At 43.3% G+C, this 18,386-nt stretch carries 16 protein-coding genes and 1 riboswitch; of the genes, 7 read left to right on the forward strand and 9 right to left on the reverse strand.

Going from position 1 to position 18,386, the window contains the following annotated elements; all coding sequences use genetic code 11:
- Positions 1 to 15 precede the first annotated feature (15 nt).
- Positions 16 to 1,677 carry a DUF2207 family protein gene (locus ACOAOT_RS06000; RefSeq protein WP_420216159.1) on the reverse strand — a complete coding sequence of 554 codons (1,662 nt, stop codon included), beginning with the start codon at positions 1,675 to 1,677 and terminating at the stop codon, positions 16 to 18.
- Between the two features lie 255 nt (positions 1,678 to 1,932).
- Here ACOAOT_RS06000 and ACOAOT_RS06005 point away from each other — a divergent pair, with 255 nt between their 5' ends.
- A complete protein-coding gene (locus ACOAOT_RS06005) occupies positions 1,933 to 2,850 on the forward strand; it encodes a non-reducing end alpha-L-arabinofuranosidase family hydrolase (RefSeq protein WP_420216160.1) in 918 nt (305 codons plus the stop codon).
- 60 nt (positions 2,851 to 2,910) lie between these two features.
- Here ACOAOT_RS06005 and ACOAOT_RS06010 read toward each other — a convergent pair whose 3' ends face one another.
- From ACOAOT_RS06010 to ACOAOT_RS06045, 8 genes are all read right to left on the reverse strand, one after another.
- On the reverse strand, positions 2,911 to 4,392 hold the full coding sequence (locus tag ACOAOT_RS06010) for a TrkH family potassium uptake protein (RefSeq protein WP_420216161.1): 1,482 nt from the start codon (positions 4,390 to 4,392) through the stop codon (positions 2,911 to 2,913).
- Positions 4,393 to 4,396: 4 nt separating this feature from the next.
- Positions 4,397 to 5,062 carry a potassium channel family protein gene (locus ACOAOT_RS06015; RefSeq protein WP_420216162.1) on the reverse strand — a complete coding sequence of 222 codons (666 nt, stop codon included), beginning with the start codon at positions 5,060 to 5,062 and terminating at the stop codon, positions 4,397 to 4,399.
- On the reverse strand, positions 5,062 to 5,529 hold the full coding sequence (locus ACOAOT_RS06020; protein ID WP_420216163.1) for a potassium channel family protein: 468 nt from the start codon (positions 5,527 to 5,529) through the stop codon (positions 5,062 to 5,064). Before ACOAOT_RS06020 ends, ACOAOT_RS06015 begins: the two co-directional genes overlap by 1 nt.
- A gap of 12 nt (positions 5,530 to 5,541) precedes the next feature.
- Entirely contained in the window at positions 5,542 to 5,883 is a 342-nt protein-coding gene (locus ACOAOT_RS06025; RefSeq protein ID WP_420216164.1) for a hypothetical protein, read from the reverse strand.
- Positions 5,884 to 6,044: 161 nt separating this feature from the next.
- Positions 6,045 to 6,743, reverse strand: coding sequence for a response regulator (locus ACOAOT_RS06030; protein WP_420216165.1), 699 nt, complete (start codon positions 6,741 to 6,743; stop codon positions 6,045 to 6,047).
- Positions 6,727 to 8,259 carry a DUF4118 domain-containing protein gene (locus ACOAOT_RS06035; RefSeq protein WP_420216166.1) on the reverse strand — a complete coding sequence of 511 codons (1,533 nt, stop codon included), beginning with the start codon at positions 8,257 to 8,259 and terminating at the stop codon, positions 6,727 to 6,729. Before ACOAOT_RS06035 ends, ACOAOT_RS06030 begins: the two co-directional genes overlap by 17 nt.
- 359 nt (positions 8,260 to 8,618) lie before the next feature.
- The gene (locus tag ACOAOT_RS06040; RefSeq protein WP_420216167.1) at positions 8,619 to 8,978 is read right to left on the reverse strand and encodes a hypothetical protein; all 360 of its coding nucleotides are present in this window, start codon (positions 8,976 to 8,978) and stop codon (positions 8,619 to 8,621) included.
- A 144-nt stretch (positions 8,979 to 9,122) separates the two neighbouring features.
- A complete protein-coding gene (locus ACOAOT_RS06045; RefSeq protein ID WP_420216168.1) occupies positions 9,123 to 9,536 on the reverse strand; it encodes a GNAT family N-acetyltransferase in 414 nt (137 codons plus the stop codon).
- A gap of 148 nt (positions 9,537 to 9,684) precedes the next feature.
- A riboswitch (Fluoride riboswitch) is annotated at positions 9,685 to 9,758 on the forward strand.
- A gap of 54 nt (positions 9,759 to 9,812) precedes the next feature.
- Between ACOAOT_RS06045 and ACOAOT_RS06050 the strand changes: the two genes are divergently transcribed.
- The 6 genes from ACOAOT_RS06050 (at position 9,813) to ACOAOT_RS06075 (ending at position 18,385) form a co-directional block, all read left to right on the forward strand.
- Entirely contained in the window at positions 9,813 to 11,027 is a 1,215-nt protein-coding gene (locus ACOAOT_RS06050; protein WP_420216169.1) for a chloride channel protein, read from the forward strand.
- A 270-nt stretch (positions 11,028 to 11,297) separates the two neighbouring features.
- Complete coding sequence (gene kdpA, locus ACOAOT_RS06055; protein ID WP_420216170.1) at positions 11,298 to 12,980, forward strand: potassium-transporting ATPase subunit KdpA; 1,683 nt, start codon at positions 11,298 to 11,300, stop codon at positions 12,978 to 12,980.
- An 18-nt stretch (positions 12,981 to 12,998) separates the two neighbouring features.
- Positions 12,999 to 15,056: a potassium-transporting ATPase subunit KdpB gene (gene kdpB / locus ACOAOT_RS06060; RefSeq protein WP_420216171.1), complete on the forward strand. Its 2,058-nt coding sequence runs from the start codon at positions 12,999 to 13,001 to the stop codon at positions 15,054 to 15,056.
- 9 nt (positions 15,057 to 15,065) lie between these two features.
- Positions 15,066 to 15,626 carry a potassium-transporting ATPase subunit KdpC gene (gene kdpC, locus ACOAOT_RS06065; RefSeq protein WP_420216172.1) on the forward strand — a complete coding sequence of 187 codons (561 nt, stop codon included), beginning with the start codon at positions 15,066 to 15,068 and terminating at the stop codon, positions 15,624 to 15,626.
- Between the two features lie 66 nt (positions 15,627 to 15,692).
- On the forward strand, positions 15,693 to 16,556 hold the full coding sequence (locus tag ACOAOT_RS06070; protein ID WP_420216173.1) for a histidine kinase: 864 nt from the start codon (positions 15,693 to 15,695) through the stop codon (positions 16,554 to 16,556).
- The gene (locus ACOAOT_RS06075) at positions 16,532 to 18,385 is read left to right on the forward strand and encodes a DUF4118 domain-containing protein (RefSeq protein ID WP_420216174.1); all 1,854 of its coding nucleotides are present in this window, start codon (positions 16,532 to 16,534) and stop codon (positions 18,383 to 18,385) included. The genes ACOAOT_RS06070 and ACOAOT_RS06075 overlap by 25 nt, the downstream gene beginning before the upstream one ends.
- Position 18,386 lies beyond the last annotated feature (1 nt).

The following is an 18,386-nucleotide window of genomic DNA, read 5'->3' on the forward strand; positions in this document are numbered from 1 at the left end:
TTATTTAAACTTTTGTTAACGGCTTCCGCCGCCGCCTCCCCCGGAAAAACCGCCGCCGCCCATAGAACTGACACCGCCTCCGGTTCCAGCCATGTTTGCACTGGGGGATGCAGCACTGGAAACATGGTTTGTCATAGTTATTAAATACAACATACTATAGGAATTGCAGCCGTACAGACCTGCAAAGGAATTAAAATATACTGGGTCAAGTGATTTCATACTTTCAAGAACCTGTTCTCCCATATGAAACAGGGTGGCGAAGACAAGATAATCACCCCATAATGCTCCCTGGGAGGTCTGGTATTGTTTCTGCCCACCCATATCTTTTAAATATTTTTGAAACCCAAGTATTCTGACTGCCTGTTCAAAGCCAGAAGAAGTGAAACGAAGAGTACCTTTTATGTCTTTGTCGGCTGCATTTAAGTGCAATAATTCATTGTCGCCTTCCAGTTTCACTGCATTTTCCCAGGCAGTGAGCTTCTTATGAAATTCTTCTGAACGCTTTCCAATATCAGAAATCCGAAGAATTCCATTTTCGTCAGCTTCACTGGCTAAGATTTGATACAGGGAATTCTCCGCTTCAGTTCCATGAGGCTTATTTTGACTCAATACCACCGCTTCTTCTTTTTTGATTTTTTTTCCGTCCTCATTTTCCCCATTCTCCATGCGGATATAACCTGCTTCCTGCCAGCGGATAAGATATGCGCCCAGCGCATCTAGGGCAGTACCCCGGCGCAGCAGATGCATAGCGGAGTATACGGCAGGAATACTGCCTCCAAAGGGAATCGTCCAGTTGATATCTATATGTTTCATTCCAGGAAGCCTCATAACAGTTCCGTCTGCCAGCTTATATCTGGAATAAAAGAAGATACCAGGAATAATGACAGCTGCTGACGCTCCTAAAATGGAAAAGAGGATCGTCTTAGCCAGATCAGATTTATCATTATCAGCCGATTTCTGCAATTTTTCAAACGACATACCGCCTGCTTTCGCCATGGGAAATAAGCTTCTGTCAAAGCGGCAGAGCACATTTCCATAATCATTTTTCCCCAATGCTTCTGAAGAATATGCGACCAGACTGCCGTCCGGGTCTATTTCCACCTGGCCTGTAAAACCGTAAGCCCAGATTCTGGAGTTGTCCTGGGTTAATTGTGTATCCGGAATTCGGATTTTCATGGAAATTGATTCAGGAGCGCTTGAAAGTTCTGATATAAACTGATGGTAAAACCCGGCGTAGTCACCGTAGTCTTTCACCAGTCCTTCCAGTGTATATTGTATGGTATATTGATGGTCGCCATAGTTTCCAATTCCCCAGCAAAGTTCATATCCCTGAGAGGTTTTTAATATGCCGCAGGTACCGGCTTTTTCTTCTCTGGAACGCTTTGTATCCCAGTTTTCCAGAGTTTTGTATTGCTTCCCGGATTCGTCTGATACAAGAAGAGAATGAACGCTCATTCCCTTCATGTTGTACAACGCTTTGTAATATTCCGTACCGTCAGATACACCGCGGACATCCCAAACTTCTGTTATAACGGCAGATCCATCTTTTTTTAACTGAACGTCCACATTGATTGATGGGATTGCCTCCTCTGCTGCATATACCGGGACTGCATTCATAAAAAAGACAACTGCAATCAGTAAAAAAAAGTGGAATAAACTTTTTTGTTTTATTTTCATTTTCTTCTCCTGTCTTATAATAGGTCAATATGTAACGAAATGTTGTTTAAAATACGCTTATTGTAGAGTATACCACATTTTTAAATTCATATCACATTTTAAACAATGGTGCAAAATCAGGAGGAGCACTTCCTGTATCCTTTGCATATCATATAAAGGGAGGCGATAATTCAAAGATTTGCGAAATTGTGTCGGACAGCCAGTGGAAATCACCAGGGATAAAAGGGCAGAAAAATGTATTAAGGGAGAGAGTATATGATGAAGAAGCTATTAAGTGCAACAGCAGTATCCAATCCAACATGGTATGCAGATGAGAGAGTTATTTTTCATGGACAAGCAAAACCCTATGATTATTATGGCGCAAAGGATCCCACCATTGTTTATTATGGAGGAAAGTATCATGTATTTTATACCGGTGCCAATCAGGGCGGTGGATGGCAGATGCTTTATACATCAGCCTCTACGATTTCAGGTCTTAAAAATGCTGCACGAACCTATATGAGTTCCATTGGAGAAAATTATTTTTGTGCACCTCAGGTATTTTACTTTGAACCCAAGAAGCTATGGTATCTGGTTTATCAGGATGGAACCCATGGAGCAGCATACGCAACAACAACGAATATTGCTGATCCAAAATCCTGGTCAGGGCCTAAGTCCTTTGGTATTTCCGGAAACATGGGGTGGGATTATTTTGTTATTTGTGATAATTCCTATGCTTATATGTATAATACTCCAAGTGATGGTTCCGGTAAATTATATGTACGAAGAACTTCACTTTCTAATTTCCCGTCAGGCTGGGGAGCTCCATCCGTAGCCATATCAGACACGTTCGAAGGTGCAAATGTCTATAAGTCTCTGGCAGATGGCAAATACTATCTTACAATTGAAGATCAAAAAGATGGCCGGTATTATGAATTATGGCAGTCAGGCAGCGCCGGAGGTCCGTGGAGCAAAGTGGCTGAGAAATGGGCATGGAGAGGAAATTTACAATATAAAGCTGACAGGTGGACCACCAATGTATCTCACGGTGAATTCATCCGTGCCGGATATAATCAGAAGATGGAGATCAATGATATTAATCGTGTTGATTTTCTTATCCAGGGTACAAACAACTTATCAGGTCCTTATCAGAAGATTAACTGGGATCTGGGAGTGATTAGAAATTACAAATAGAGAAATGGTACAAGCAATCCCGGGTGCTATATGCCCCGGGATTGTTCTGCCACACGATTGTCAATTGGATTTTCTGGGCTTTATCAGCTTCTGCCTGATTAAAGCGCCTGTAGAATAAATTCCGGTCAACACAATAAAAATTTCAAGTCTTCCAAGAATCATACCAAGCATTTCCACCACCAGGGTAGCATTCCCGGTAGCAGGAGAGGTAAGTCCGATTGACAGTCCTACCGTGCCCAGGGCAGAAGCAAATTCAAACATGGCCTCTGTCAGTGAACAGTTGGAAGTAACTGTAATCAGAGATGTGCCGATAATATAAAGAAACAGATAAGTTGTAACAAAGCCGGTGGTATCTGCAGCCAGAGTGGAGTCAATCTCTGTTTTTCCCTGTGCCCTGTAGTAGTAGATCGTCTCCACATTTCTTGGTGAAGTAAGGCGCTTGCGTATATTTAACAGGGCAGTACGGATCATCAGATAAACACGGGTCAGTTTGATACCACCAGCCGTGGAACCGATGCCACCGCCGATTAACATGGTTAATATCAGCATATTCACTGCAAGCGGCGGCCAGGAGGTATAGCTCATGCTGGAATAGCCGGTTGTTGAAAGTGCAGAGGTAACATCAAACAAAGCCCGGCGAAGTCCTTCAAACACACCCATATTCATACTGTGTATCAGGGAAAATGCAGTAACAGGAACAGTAAGTATGAGCACAAGAAACATAAAGCGGACTTCGCTGACTTTCAATACCTGCTTCCATTTCCTTTTTGTCAAAAGCAGCAGTACAGCAAAATTTGTGGTACCTATTAACATCTGAATAATTGTGATGATCTCTATGGGAAAGCTGTTATATTCCCCGATGCTGTTTAATCTGGTTGAAAATCCACCAGTAGACAGGGAGCACATGGTATGATTGACTGCGTCAAACAAACTCATACCAGCAATTACATAAGCTGCAGTTCCTATCACTAAAAAACCATTATACATCAGGCAAATAGTCTGAGCAGTCTTTTTTAAATTTGGCAGAAGCTTATCCGGATGTCCCTCGGCGTTATACAGATTCATGGATTGCTTATCCTGTATCAGCATTACCATCATCATTACAAATCCCAGGCCTCCACAAAATTGCATAAAGCTTCTGTGGAACAGATAGATATGAGGGGTTATAGTCACATCCATGACGGAAAGGCCGGTAGTTGTCCAGCCGCTGACTGCCTCGAACAGTGCCTGAACAAACGTAAGCTGCCCGCCCAGTACGAATGGTCCGGCACCAATCAGGACACCCCAGCCCCATGCAAACAGGACTGTAAGGCTGCTGCGCTGCATGGAAGTACGCCATTCAAACGTGGATTCTTCCTTTTTCCTCATCAGACAGAGAATACTGCCAAGTACTATAGAGCCAAGTGATGGAAGAATAAACGGTATCATATAGATTCTATCCTGCGGATAAAATGGGACGATTACCAGAGGGACCCCAACAAGGATACCGATCAGAAGCATGAGCTTTCCTATATTACTGCGATTATAAAATTTACGGGTCATGTTATCACCTTCCTGTCAATTCCTGAATGGCGGCCATCTCCTGTTTATCCGAAGAGATCAGGACAAGCATATCACCGGCCAGAATCCGGGTGTCCCCTCTGGGCACCATGGTCGAATCCCCACGTAGAATACAGCCCACAATCACTTCCTTTGGAAGATTAATTTCCCACAGCTTTTTACCTACAGCCGGTGAAGTACCGGTAATAGGAACCTCTGCAATATTGACCCGCCCTTCCCCAATGGGAATTAATGTTGTTATTTTATCTACAAAAGCCTGTTGTTCAATAATACCGGTAATTGCAGTAATAGCACAGACAACACTGTCGATTCCCATCTTATAAAAAAAGTCAGTTTTTTTGGGATCAGTTAAAAGTGCGACCGTCTTTTTGACCTGAAACTTTTTCTTGCACAATTCACAGATAACCAGATTATCTTCGTCTTTTGCAGTCATGGCAATGGCGATATCCGCATCTTGTGCGCTTGCATCTTCTAAAACAAAGGGACGTGTTCCGTCCCCATGAATGACGGTAAGTCTGTCGATTTCAGACAGCTTCACACAATCTTCCAATGTATCATTAATTACGGTTACCTGATATCCTTTATTGATTAACGAAATAGCAAGAGATTTTGCCTTGCTTCTTCCGCCAACCAGCAACACCTTTGTTTTCATTATTCTGCCTCCTGTAATGTATCCTTAAGCATATCGGGTCTGGATAATATTTTATCAATTTCTTTTACAGATAAGACCGCAGGGCATATGGTATCGATGCCAAACTCATGATAAACGTATTCTCTTTCCGGATCATACAGCCTGGCTATAACCCGTTCAATGTGGAATATCTCACGTGCAATCTGAGCCACCAGTATATTTGCGTTATCGTTATTGGTAACAGCGATTACCGTAGTTGCATTGCTTATTTGTGCTTCCAGCAAAATGTCTAAGTCTGTAGCATCTCCATTTAAGGTAAGACCACCAAACGCAGGGGACAATTTTCGAAAGGCCTCTTTGTTTTTGTCAATGATCAGAACGTCATCTCCGTTGTCGGAAAGGGTATTGGCCAGGTTCGCACCTAATCTGCCGCACCCGATGATAATTGTGTAATTCTCATTTTTTTGTTTGTTAAATTGGATTTTCATATTCAACTCCTCCTAATGGCCAGTGCCATCGGTTATACAATCATTCTCATCATAAGCACACCTTCCATTTGAGAAAAATGTGCCATAGCATTCCAGATTCTGCCGTGCAGGCAGATATGTGGGATCCAGTGCCCAGGCTGCCCGAAAGTGCTTCATGGCAGCAGGGTGGTCCCCCGTTTTTTCAAGCAGGATTCCAATCAGATTATGGGGCTGTGGCGCATGAGGGTATGCTCCAATTGCCTGGCAGATCAAGGTTTCACACGTCTGATAGTCCTGCATACTGATCAGATCCCGTATCGTCTCACAGAGGGCTGTAAGAGTTTCTCTATTTTCGTTTAATTCGTTGTTTGTCATTGATGGGAACCTCCTTTGCAGATTTCTTACACGTTTATCCTATCAAAAAAGCTGTGAGCATGTTGTGAGAGAGCAGTATTTTCTGTGAGAAAGCTGTGAGGATGAAAAAAAGACCATTTCCAGGTTACGGAAATAGTCTTATATGAAAAATAAAGTTGTGTTTATACGTCGGAGAGTCGGTATCCCACCCCGATTTCTGTCAGGATATAACGTGGTTTTGCCGGATTCTTTTCAATTTTACGTCTTAGTCCCGCCATCAGTTTTCTGAGAGCCTGAGTGTCAGATCCATATCCAGCCCCGTAGATTTCTTTAATAATATAGTTTGTAGTCAGCACTTTTCCAATATTTCTGAAAAACAAAGAAAGCAGGCTGTATTCCAGGGGGGTGGTATGCAGTTCGCTGTCCTCAAGATACACCATGTGTTTATCCAGATCAATTTTAAGCCCGCCTACACCTAACGTAGTCTGTAACCGGGTGCTTTCTGCTTTGTGCAGATGGCGGATGGCAACCCGGATGCGAGCCATGAGTTCCATGGACGAGAATGGCTTTGTGAGATAATCATCCGCTCCATTGTCCAGTGCAGATGCTTTTTCCTTATCCTGATCCCGGGCGGAGACTACAATTATAGGCATTTCCGACCATTCACGGACCTTTTTAATCACTTCCATCCCATCAAAATCAGGAAGACCAAGGTCAAGAAGCATAAGATCAACCTGCTCCGTAACCAGTGTTGACAGCGCACCCTGTGCTGTCCCTGCAGTGATATAAGAAAAACCTTCCTGTTTCAGTGAATAGCAGATAAAATTACGAATCTGTGAATCATCTTCTACAATCAGGATTAGTTCATTCCGGTTTTGCATGATTGTGTTCCTCCTTTGGCAAGGTGAATATAAATTCAGCACCCATCTGGTCCGTGCGGTTATGACCTTCAATTGTGCCTCCATGAGCCTTTATAATTGCCTCACAGATTGGCAGTCCAAGACCAATACTTCTTTGTGAATCCGCTTTTCCGGCGCGGGTGGTGTAAAACATCTGGAAAATATTGGGTAAATCTGATACTGCTATGCCGCACCCGGAATCAGCGACGGAAAAGGTAGCGAAATTGGTTTCCTGACTCACTGTAATTTTAATCTCTCCAGTTGGCGGTGTATGCTTAATGGCATTATCAAGTAAATTAATCAGCACCTGTTCAATCAATTTTGCATCCATAGGGACAATCAGGACTTCTTCAGGTACATCTACCGTAATTTCGTATTCTGGATAGCGCTTTAAGATATGCCCCACAGCTCCGCCAACAACTTCTTCAGCCGCTTCCAGCTGTTTTGTAATGGTGAGCCGCCCATCCTGCAGCCGGGTCAGACTTAAAATATTTTCAACCAGTGAATGCAGCCAGTCCGCATCTTTATGAATTCCTTCTGCCAGATCATATCTTGGATCCTGTGGTTCGGTCATGTCCATAAGTATCTCTGATGTGCCCATAATACCGGAAAGAGGTGTGCGAAGGTCATGAGAAATAGCCCGCAAAAGATTACTGCGGTAACGTTCCTGGATTGTTTCCTCTCGTGACTCCTGCTGCTGTCTGGCACTTTGAAAACGATCCATGGCAAGCGCCGTGCTTTCAATCATGGAACGAAGCAGACGTTTTTGAGGTTCCCCCATGATAACTGCATGTTCTTTTGGTATTCTAAGAATGCCAAGTATGGATTCTCTGCCATAAATGGGCCAGTCATAAAATTCACTGCCTATGGAATAACCGCTCCTCAGACTTTCTATCTGGTGTTTCACTTCAGCCGTATCGTCCACTTTTCTTCGCACCTGTTCATTGCTGTTTAACTGCTGAATAAAGCTCTGCTCTGGCTGACCGCTTTCGTCAAAGCACAAACAGGCAGCACGGCAATTCATAATACCGCTGATAGTTCCTGTTGTGATACTTGCAATATCGGCTATATCAGCTGCATCCGTTAATCGGTTGGTAAGGTGAAACAGAGCACTTGTTTCTGCTTCTTTCTCCTGTGATTCCAAAGCATTTTGTTTTACTTTCGAAGTAAGGGTGCTTGTGATAATTGCTGTAATTGTCATAATACCAAATGTAATGAAATAAGCTGGATCACTGACTGAAAAAGTATAGTAGGGTACTGTAAAAAAATAGTTAAAAGTAAAGGTAGCCACTACAGCAGCCACAAGTCCGTAAGCATATCCCCTTGTAAAGCGGGCAGTGATTAAAACAGAAAGGAGATAAACAATAACAATGTTTGTTTCAGGAAATCCAATCATTAGAAAAATCCAGCCGATTCCAGTGGCAGCGGCAATGATTACTACTGTTATTAAAATATATTTTATTATTTCTTTAGAACCCTTATTTTTGAAGGATTTCATGATTTTTGCCTCCGTAGCAAAAGAGTGGTGTACAAATTTTTCTTATCAGAGCATACCACATTTAGAAAATGGATTCTACTATTTTTATGCAGTTATTTATAGAATTATATATGATATTCAATGCTAATATAATTCTTTTAGATTGCATGATTATATGCTAAACTGAGAATAAAGAGCGGACTTTATAGAAAACTACTCCCCAACCATAGGTTGAGTTGCCATAATTCAACTTATAGTTCGTTTATATCACCGGCAAAAGGTGTAAAGTTCGAGAGGAAAGGAGCACTGCGATGAATCAGGTTGAAATTGGAAAATTTATTGCTAAATGTCGTAAGGAGAAAAAATTGACTCAGGCACAGTTAGCAGAAAAGTTTAATATTTACCTGGGTTGTATCGTTCCCAATTATTATATCAGGGAGAAAGGGAATTAATGGAGGCCTGATATCAGTAAGTATCTTTATCATTCCATATCTATTTATATTGAGAAGCCTTATAAAAGTTAATGCTATTTTTTCAGTTGGTGCAATTATGGCAATTATTTCGACAGCGTACTTATGGCTCTTATTTGTGATTTTCAATCGCTTAAGAGAAAGAAAATTAGTTGCTGGAGGAATAACTTTTTTGTTATCCATTCCATTCATGTTAATTATAAATATAATATTATCAAGAATGATATCTGAACCTTTAATTGATATATGGGATTTCCTGTCAGCATTCATATTATTGATCTTTGCATTCACGTTCTTTGTTTGTGATTATGCTAAAAATAAAGGATTGGTAAAGTAATAAAAAAGGAACACTTCTGTGACGCAAGGTAATCCCGGTGCTGTGTGCCACGGGATTTCCTGCCGTACTATTGTTATTTATAAAGATTTGGTGAAATAATAGCGCTTTCCCGTTACTGGATAGTTCTCTAATGTAAAGACTTCTTTGTATCCATGTTTTTTATAAAACAGAGGCGCCTGAAAACTAAATGTATCTAAAAATGAATACTTACACCCACGTTCTTTTGCGGTTTCTTCTGCCTGGATTAAAATTTTACTTCCGATCTGCTTTCCACGCAACTCTTTGCTTACCCAGAGATACTTTACAAACAGCCAGTTTCCATGGGTGCTACCGATTAACCCTGCAATTTTTCTGCCTGTTTCATCTGGAAGATAGATACCCAGATCCCTGGGATTCTTGTCTTCAATTCTTTCTAAATTATATTCCAGCAAGCCTTCAAAAATATATTTTTCATCGGTTTCATGAATGGTATCTGTTATCTCAAAAATCATTAACGTTAATCTCCTTTATACTAAGGCGGTTTCATTTTTACTTTATCAGAGCATACCACATTTACAAACAGGATTCTACCGTTTTTCTGCAGTTATTTACAGGAGTGTACTTGACAAGGTCTGAAAAAGAAAGTAAACTTAGTACTATTATTGGACTGGGAATGAAGCTCTCCCTGGATCGTTGGATTCAAACCGCACTTTGCTGATGGCTTCTGTATATTTATGTTAAATATACAGAAGTGGTCAGTTATTTTTTTGTTAAGGAGAAAAATTACAATGCTTTTAGAAAAGTTGAAAAATATAAGGCAGCTTTTTATATTAGGGATATGCGCAGTGGTAATTGGAGCTGTAGTAGGTGCACTTGATGCAGGCTTTGGTAAAATGCTGCTTTTTTTAACCGATGTCCGGGAACACTATTTCTTCCCCCTTATATTATTTTTACCTGTAGCAGGAGTAATCATAGCAAAAGCATATTCTTTGTTCGGAGGAAAATGTGTAAAAGGAATGGGTCTGGTTTTCCAGGTGGGTCATGGAGAGGAAGATGAAATTCCTCTGCGGCTGATCCCTTTTACAGTAGTCGGCACATGGCTGACCCACCTCTTTGGGGGCAGCGCCGGACGTGAAGGTGTGGCGGTACAGATTGGTGCAACAGTATCTCACTGGGTTGGCCGTAAACTGAACATGGTTTCCCATTCAAAGGTATTCCTGGTAACAGGTATGGCGGCAGGATTCTCTGGATTATTTCAGACACCCATTGCCGCGTGTTTCTTTGCACTTGAAGTTTTAATCGCGGGTTCTTTGCAGTATACGGCTTTATTTCCTGCAGTAATTGCAGCTTTTGTGGCCACCTGGGTTTCCGGAAGCCTGGGTCTGGAAAAATTTCATTATAATCTTCAGACACAGATACAGTTGGATCCTGTATTTATTATGAAATTAATTTTATCAGGAATTATGTTTGGTTTAGTGGGGGCAATGTTTGCCCATGGATTAAAACTGGTGAAGGACAAATTAAATAACCGGTTTCAGAGTTCTGTCAGTAAAATAGCCATAGTAGGAACGTTCCTGATGATTTTACTGATTGTGTCAGGAATGGGACGGTATTCCGGTCTTGGTACAAACCTGATTTCAGCAAGCTTTCATGGTGATAAGATATACCAGTGGGACTGGGTTTTAAAACTTGTTTTAACAATAATTACATTGGCAGCGGGATTTCAGGGAGGAGAAGTTACCCCTTTGTTTTCCATTGGATCAACTCTTGGTGCTGCTCTGGCGGTGATACTTGGCCTGCCCGTTGAATTTGCTGCAGCATTGGGATATACGGCAGTTTTCGGCAGTGCTACCAATACGCTTTTGGCTCCTGTTTTTATAGGAGCAGAGGTTTTTGGATACTCTTATGTGCCGTATTTTTTCCTGGTATGCTGCGTGGCTTATGTCTTTAACGATAACAAGTCCATCTATTCTGCTCAAAAAAATCTACAGGATATGCTATAGACCATATAGAGAAACAGGCTGACTTCATTTCTTCGAAGTCAGCCTGTTTCTGTTATTGTTCTGTTATTGGCTCCGTTTTTATCTTGACACTTTCTTGATACCGATCATGATGAATTGACACATTCTTGACATCTTTTCTGATATCATTATGATTGCAAATAACAAAAAAAAGGAGTTGAGAGTAATGGGAATCGTACTGGTAATATCAGGCTGTATTGGTCTGGCTTTGCTGATTTACTTATTCTATATTTTATTTCGAGGTGAGAATTTATGAAGATGATAATCCTTCAGGACATTTTATACGTTTCTCTTCTTATTGGATTGTCCATCCCACTGGGCATTTATATATATAAGGTGATGACCGGTCAGAACGTATTTCTGACCCGAATGCTCGCACCTGTGGAATATGGAATCTATAAGCTCATGGGAGTGAAAAGCGACGAAGAAATGGGGGCAAAGAGATATGCTCTTTCTGTCCTTGTATTCAGTGGAATCGGCTTTGTCTTCCTCTGGCTGATGCAGATGTTCCAGGGCGTACTGCCGTTTCATGAGGCAGGAATAAAGGGCACAAGCTGGCATCTGGCTTTTAACACGGCTGCAAGCTTTGTATCCAATACCAACTGGCAGGCGTATTCCGGTGAAACAGGTATGACTTATTTCACCCAGTTTACAGGGCTCACCGTTCAGAATTTTGTCTCAGCGGCAACGGGGATCGCGGTAGTATTTGCCCTGATCAGAGGTTTTGTTGGAAAAGAGAAAAAGACAATCGGAAGTTTTTGGGTGGATCTGACCAGAACTACGCTCTATGTACTGCTTCCATTGTCCATGATTCTTGCCATTGTGCTGGTTTCACAGGGCGTGGTTCAGACCTTTGGACCTTACAAAGAGGTTGCCATGCTGGAAAACGGGGCGGTCCAGACCATTCCCCTGGGACCGGCGGCAAGCCAGATTGCCATTAAACAGCTTGGAACAAACGGCGGCGGATTTTTTGGAGCCAATTCGGCATTTCCCCTTGAGAATCCCACGGCATTATCAAACCTTCTTCAGGTGCTGTCCATTCTTCTGATTCCTGCATCGCTTTGCGTGTCTTTTGGAAAAGCGGTAAAGGACAGCAGCCAGGGAAGAGTCCTCTATTTTGTCATGCTGTTTTTCTTTGCTGCTTCCCTGATTGCGGTAACAGCCAGTGAGCAGTTTACCGCTCCATACTTTGTGGGAGCAGCAGCTTCTGCCAGCATGGAAGGAAAAGAGGTAATTCATGGAGCAGGAGCCTCATCCTTATGGGCGGTGGCGACTACTGCAGCTTCAAATGGTTCAGTAAACTCCATGCACGACAGCTTCACGCCCCTTGGCGGGATGGTATTAATGTTTCTGATGCAGCTGGGAGAAATTGTTTTTGGAGGTGTGGGCAGCGGTCTTTATGGAATGCTGGCATTTGTTCTTCTCACCGTATTTATTGCAGGACTGATGGTGGGCAGGACCCCGGAATACTTAGGAAAAAAGGTGGAGCCTTATGATATGAAAATGGTTTGTCTGCTTGTGCTCGTCCCGCCTCTGGTCACACTGATTGGTACCGCAGCAGCAGTTTCCATGCCTGCGGCCTCGTCGTGGCTGACCAATTCAGGTGCTCATGGTTTTTCTGAGATTTTATATGCCTTCACTTCAATGGGAAATAACAATGGCAGCGCTTTTGCCGGCTTTGACGCGAATACTGTTTTTACCAATTTAACCGGTGGTATTATCATGCTGCTTGCCCGTTTTATACCCATGACTGCTGCGATTTACCTCGCCGGTAATATGGCTGGTAAGAAAACAGTTGCTGGCGGTGAGGGAACATTATCAACCAGTGACACCATGTTTGCAGGGCTTTTAATCGGAGTAATCTTTATCATCGGAGCGCTGAGCTTTTTACCGGCTTTAGCTCTGGGACCGATTGCCGATTATTTTACGATGTAACAGAGTGAGGTGACCAATATGGAAAAGAAAAGTGTAAATAAAAATATTTTTGCGGATGCGCTGAAACAGTCCTTTGTGAAGCTGGCTCCCGGCATACAAGTGAAAAATCCCGTTATGCTGGTAGTCTATATGGGCGCGATTCTCACATCAGTTCTTTATATTCTGTCGTTTATGGGAGTCAAAGATGAGAACGGAGGCTATATCCTGGCCATATCGCTGATTTTGTGGTTTACCGTTTTATTCGCCAATTTTGCAGAAGCCATTGCAGAAGGGCGGGGGCGGGCACAGGCCGATACTCTTCGTAAAGCGCGTAAGGATGTGAGGGCGAGAAAGCTTAAATCCCCAGGCAATACAGATGAATTTACAGAAGTACTGTCTGCTGATCTAAAAAAAGGGGATATCGTATATGTAAAAGCGGGAGAGCAGATTCCCATGGATGGGGAAGTAATCGATGGTGCTGCATCTGTGGATGAAAGTGCAATTACCGGTGAATCGGCTCCTGTTATCCGTGAATCAGGCGGTGACAGAAGCGCGGTGACAGGAGGAACCACACTGGTATCTGACTGGCTTGTAATTGAGGTCACAGCGGAAGCAGGAGAGAGCTTTCTTGATAAGATGATTGCCATGGTAGAGGGGGCTTCCAGAAAAAAAACACCCAATGAGATCGCACTGCAGATCTTGCTGGTGACTTTAACCATTATATTTCTGGTGGTAACAGCGGCTCTTTTGCCCTTTTCAGGATTTGCAAGCCTTCAGGCCGGCAGGGGTTCGGCTATTTCCATCACAAATGTGATTGCCCTTCTGGTCTGTCTTGCCCCCACAACCATTGGTGCGCTGTTGTCCTCCATCGGTATCGCCGGTATGAGCCGGTTAAATCAGGCAAATGTACTGGCAATGAGCGGCCGGGCGATTGAAGCCGCAGGCGACGTGGATGTACTTTTGCTGGATAAGACCGGAACAATCACTTTGGGAAACCGTCAGGCAAGTGAATTTATTCCGGTAAATGGTGTGACGGAACACGAACTGGCAGACGCAGCCCAGCTTTCTTCTCTTGCTGATGAAACGGCAGAGGGGCGAAGCATTGTGGTTCTGGCTAAGGAGAGGTTTGGAATACGTGGGAGAGAGCTTTCCCGGCTGAATGCAGAATTTGTGGAATTTACAGCGAAAACCAGGATGAGCGGCATTGACTATCAGGGAACACAGATCCGGAAAGGTGCGGCAGAATCAGTAAAGGCATTTGTGACAGAACAGGGCGGCATCTATCCGGAGGAATGCCAGCAGATTGTGAAACGTGTTGCAGGTGCAGGAGGAACCCCCCTTGTAGTTGCAAAAAACAGCCAGGTGATGGGTGTTATCTATCTGAAGGATATTGTAAAAAATGGTGTAAAGGAACGTTTTGAAGATTTACGTAAAATGGGTATCAGAACAATCATGATTACCGGCGATAATCCCATGACTGCCGCGGCAATCGCCGCTGAAGCAGGAGTGGATGATTTTCTTGCAGAGGCAACACCGGAAACAAAGCTGGAACTCATCCGTGACTATCAGTTAAAAGGGCATCTGGTAGCCATGACCGGTGACGGAACCAACGATGCTCCGGCCCTGGCACAGGCTGACGTGGCTGTGGCAATGAATTCCGGCACACAGGCGGCAAAGGAAGCAGGCAACATGGTGGATCTGGACTCCAGTCCAACAAAGCTGATTGATATTGTACGGATAGGCAAACAGCTGCTAATGACAAGAGGTTCTCTGACCACGTTCAGTGTAGCAAATGATGTGGCGAAATATTTTGCCATAATTCCTGTTTTATTCTTCGGGATCTACCCCCAGCTGGCTGCCTTAAACTTTATGGGCCTGACCAGTTCAAAGACTGCCATTCTTTCAGCCATTATTTATAACGCGCTGATTATTATAGCGCTCATCCCACTGGCACTGAAAGGTGTGAAATACCGTGAACTGCCTGCAGGGAAGCTGTTGAAAAGAAACATGCTGATTTATGGCCTGGGCGGAATTACAGCACCGTTTATTGCTATAAAACTGATTGATATGCTGCTGACTGCCGGGAAAATTGTGTGAGGTGAAACGATGATGGGAAAAACAAATCTATTAAGACCCGCTTTTATCTGTTTCTGTGTAATGACAGTATTGTGCGGAATACTTTATACAGCAGCCATTACAGGAATTGCACAGATTATATTTCCAAAACAGGCAAACGGAAGTATGATTACAGTTACATTAAAGGATGGTTCGAAAAAGGAGTACGGATCTGAACTGATAGCCCAGGAATTTACAAAACCGGAATATTTACTAGGAAGACCTATGGGTACATCCAACTTATCGCCTGTAGGGCAAGAGCAAAAAGATCTGGTGGAGGAACGGATTGACTGGTGGCATTCCATTGATCCGGAAAATACAGCAAAAATACCAATGGATCTGGTAACAGCTTCGGGAAGTGGTGTAGATCCCCATATTTCGCCAGAAGCCGCACAGTATCAGGCCTCACGGATTGCCAGGGAACGAAATATAAGTGAGGAAGCTGTGAAAGAATTAATTGAAAAATATACGACAGAACCATTTTTTGGTATCTGGGGTGAGCCGGCTGTTAATGTCCTGAAAGTAAATTTAGCCCTTGATGGATTACTGTAATCAAAGTGATTCAGCTTGTTTATTATAGAGAACAATGGTGTTATAATAGGAGGGAGGTGAGAAATAATGGAAATAGAGGAAGCGCGTCCGGATCCCGATGCCATTTTAGATGAAATCAGGGCACATCAGGAAAAGGATTGTGGGAAGCTGAAAATTTTTTTCGGCTATGCGGCAGGAGTAGGCAAAACCTATGCCATGCTTGACGATGCACAGGAACAGTATCGGTGTGGTAAGAACGTACTGGTTGGCTATATTGAACCACATACACGCCCGGATACCATGCAGTTTTTGCAGGGGCTGCCTGCAATGCCTCCCAGAAAGATATTATACCGCAATATAGAGCTTCAGGAATTTGATCTGGACGAAGCGTTAAGACGCAGACCGGAGCTGATTCTGGTAGATGAACTTGCCCATACAAATGCGGAAGGTGTCAGAAACAGGAAACGATTTCAGGATATAGAGGAGCTTTTGAATGCAGGAATTGACGTTTATACCACGGTCAATGTTCAGCACATGGAAAGTCTGAATGATGTGATTGAGGATATAACAAAGGTAAGGGTAAAAGAAACGGTCCCTGACTATATCTTTGAGCGTGCCGAAATGATAAAGCTTGTTGATATCGAACCACAGGAGCTGCTCCGGCGCTTTGAGGAAGGTAAGATCTACAGACCTGATCAGGCACAGACTGCCATGCTCAATTTCTTCTCCCTTGCCAACTTAAAACTGCTGCGTGAAATTGCAATGCGAAAAGCAGCTGACAGAATCAGCAATGAAAATCAGAATGAACGGCGGTTATCTCAAAAACTGGCCAATACCAAGATGCTGGTCTGCATCGGCCGTCTCCCTCCTCAGCAAGATGTATCAGGTGGACGGCGCGGGCGGCAGATGCGTTTCATGCACATTGGGTGGCTCTCTATGTTGAGCGTATAGACAACAATGATCTGACGAAAGAGCAGCAAAAGACAATCCGTACAAACCTGGATCTGGCTGAAAAACTGGGCGCGGAAATTGTTACTCTTTCTGGTCATGATATTGCGGAATCGGTCTCCGAGTACGCAAAGCTGTCGGGAATCACCAACATAGTCGTAGGAAAAAGCCGGAATAAAAAATCCATCAGGAATCTATTTGAATTGGACTTTGAAGATAAGCTGATTTCACTTCTGCCCAATATTGAGATATACATTATACCTGGCAGCACAATCCGCCGGAATTATAAAAAGCCCCGCAAAACAATCCCCATTAAAAAATTCAACTTTACCTGGCTGGATTTTACTAAGACTATGGGCCTTTTAACGGCTGCCACTGTTCTGGGTCTGGGGCTTCGAAGGCTGGATATTGGTGATCAGAATATTATAATGGCTTATATTCTCTCAGTTCTGATCATTTCAAGGGTTACCACAGGGCATGTGTACGGAGTGATTGGGTCGGTAATAAGCGTATTGGCGTTTAATTTCTTTTTCACAGAACCCTACTTCACTTTTAACACCATACAGGCTGGATATTCCGTTACATTTCTCATCATGCTGCTGGCTGCCCTGATTACAACTACTCTGACGGTGAGGATTAAGACACAGGCAAGTCTGGCAGTACAAAGGGAACGCCGTACGGAGGTTCTTTATGAAATCAACAAAAAGCTTCTTATAACAAGAGGACTTGAACATATCGTTGCCCTGACAAATGAATACATTGTTAATTTGTTTGGTCGTTCCGTTGTATTTTTTGCTGCTGACCCGGAACAGGGAGACGATGGAAGTATGATGCAGGGACCGGATGATGTAGATGGCTCTGTACTTAACTCAGCAGATGAAAAGGCTGTGGCTCACTGGGTTTTTCTTAATCAGAAACGGGCCGGAGCTGGAACGGATACACTTATGGGAGCCTCTGCATTTTATATGCCGGTTATTTCTCAGGGAAAGGTGCTTGCCGTTTTAGGTATTTCCTGTTTAAAAGGCACATTGGATCACAATACCCGGCTGTTTCTGCGCATGATAGCCTCTCAGGTTGCCATGTCCCTGGAACGCCAGCACCTGTCAGATGAACAGAGGAGTATCATAGTCGAGGCAGAAAAAGAAAAAATGCGGAGCAATCTTCTGCGGGCAATCGCACATGATCTTCGTACACCGCTTGCCGGGATTCTTGGTGCCAGCTCTGCCATTCGTGAAAATAAGAATACTCTTGATGAGAAAACCTGTGAGAAGCTGAATGGAGATATTCAGGAGGAGGCACAGTGGCTCCTGCGTATGGTGGAAAATCTTCTGTCTGTAACCCGTATTAATGAGAGTGCCTCCAAAGTAACAAAAAGTCCCGAAGCCGCTGAAGAAGTGATCGCTGAAGCAGTTGGACGGATTAAAAAGAGATTCCCCCAGCGTAAAATAATTGTCAGCGTGCCGGATGATTTGCTGGAAGTTCCTATGGATGGTACCCTGATTGCACAGGTACTCATTAATTTACTGGAAAATGCCATTAAACATTCCACGGATGACTCTTTTGTAGAAGTCATTTTAAAAAAGACAGGAGAGTATGCCCTGTTTCAGGTGCTTGACCATGGGAAAGGAATCGCAGATGAGGATTATCCTTATCTTTTTACAAGTTATGTACCAAACGGAAACAAAAGCTCTGATTCCTCCAGGGGTATGGGAATCGGTCTTTCTATCTGCATGACGATTATTAAGGCACATAACGGTACGATGGAAGCGAATAACCGGTTAGAGGGAGGCGCAGTCTTCCAATTCTCTTTGCCGCTGGAAGGAAGTGAATAGA

It is taken from the genome of Lacrimispora struthionigena (assembly GCF_048627165.1).
Taxonomy (GTDB): Bacteria; Bacillota; Clostridia; order Lachnospirales; family Lachnospiraceae; genus Lacrimispora.

What these genes read in the sequence shown, in the direction of transcription:
- ACOAOT_RS06000 (WP_420216159.1), bottom strand. Translation starts at nt 1,677, where the DNA reads ATGAAAATAAAACAAAAAAGTTTATTCCACTTTTTTTTACTGATTGCA.
- ACOAOT_RS06005 (WP_420216160.1), top strand. Translation starts at nt 1,933, where the DNA reads ATGATGAAGAAGCTATTAAGTGCAACAGCAGTATCCAATCCAACATGG.
- ACOAOT_RS06010 (WP_420216161.1), bottom strand. Translation starts at nt 4,392, where the DNA reads ATGACCCGTAAATTTTATAATCGCAGTAATATAGGAAAGCTCATGCTT.
- ACOAOT_RS06015 (WP_420216162.1), bottom strand. Translation starts at nt 5,062, where the DNA reads ATGAAAACAAAGGTGTTGCTGGTTGGCGGAAGAAGCAAGGCAAAATCT.
- ACOAOT_RS06020 (WP_420216163.1), bottom strand. Translation starts at nt 5,529, where the DNA reads ATGAAAATCCAATTTAACAAACAAAAAAATGAGAATTACACAATTATC.
- ACOAOT_RS06025 (WP_420216164.1), bottom strand. Translation starts at nt 5,883, where the DNA reads ATGACAAACAACGAATTAAACGAAAATAGAGAAACTCTTACAGCCCTC.
- ACOAOT_RS06030 (WP_420216165.1), bottom strand. Translation starts at nt 6,743, where the DNA reads ATGCAAAACCGGAATGAACTAATCCTGATTGTAGAAGATGATTCACAG.
- ACOAOT_RS06035 (WP_420216166.1), bottom strand. Translation starts at nt 8,259, where the DNA reads ATGAAATCCTTCAAAAATAAGGGTTCTAAAGAAATAATAAAATATATT.
- ACOAOT_RS06040 (WP_420216167.1), bottom strand. Translation starts at nt 8,978, where the DNA reads ATGAATGCTGACAGGAAATCCCATATATCAATTAAAGGTTCAGATATC.
- ACOAOT_RS06045 (WP_420216168.1), bottom strand. Translation starts at nt 9,536, where the DNA reads ATGATTTTTGAGATAACAGATACCATTCATGAAACCGATGAAAAATAT.
- ACOAOT_RS06050 (WP_420216169.1), top strand. Translation starts at nt 9,813, where the DNA reads ATGCTTTTAGAAAAGTTGAAAAATATAAGGCAGCTTTTTATATTAGGG.
- kdpA (WP_420216170.1), top strand. Translation starts at nt 11,298, where the DNA reads ATGAAGATGATAATCCTTCAGGACATTTTATACGTTTCTCTTCTTATT.
- kdpB (WP_420216171.1), top strand. Translation starts at nt 12,999, where the DNA reads ATGGAAAAGAAAAGTGTAAATAAAAATATTTTTGCGGATGCGCTGAAA.
- kdpC (WP_420216172.1), top strand. Translation starts at nt 15,066, where the DNA reads ATGATGGGAAAAACAAATCTATTAAGACCCGCTTTTATCTGTTTCTGT.
- ACOAOT_RS06070 (WP_420216173.1), top strand. Translation starts at nt 15,693, where the DNA reads ATGGAAATAGAGGAAGCGCGTCCGGATCCCGATGCCATTTTAGATGAA.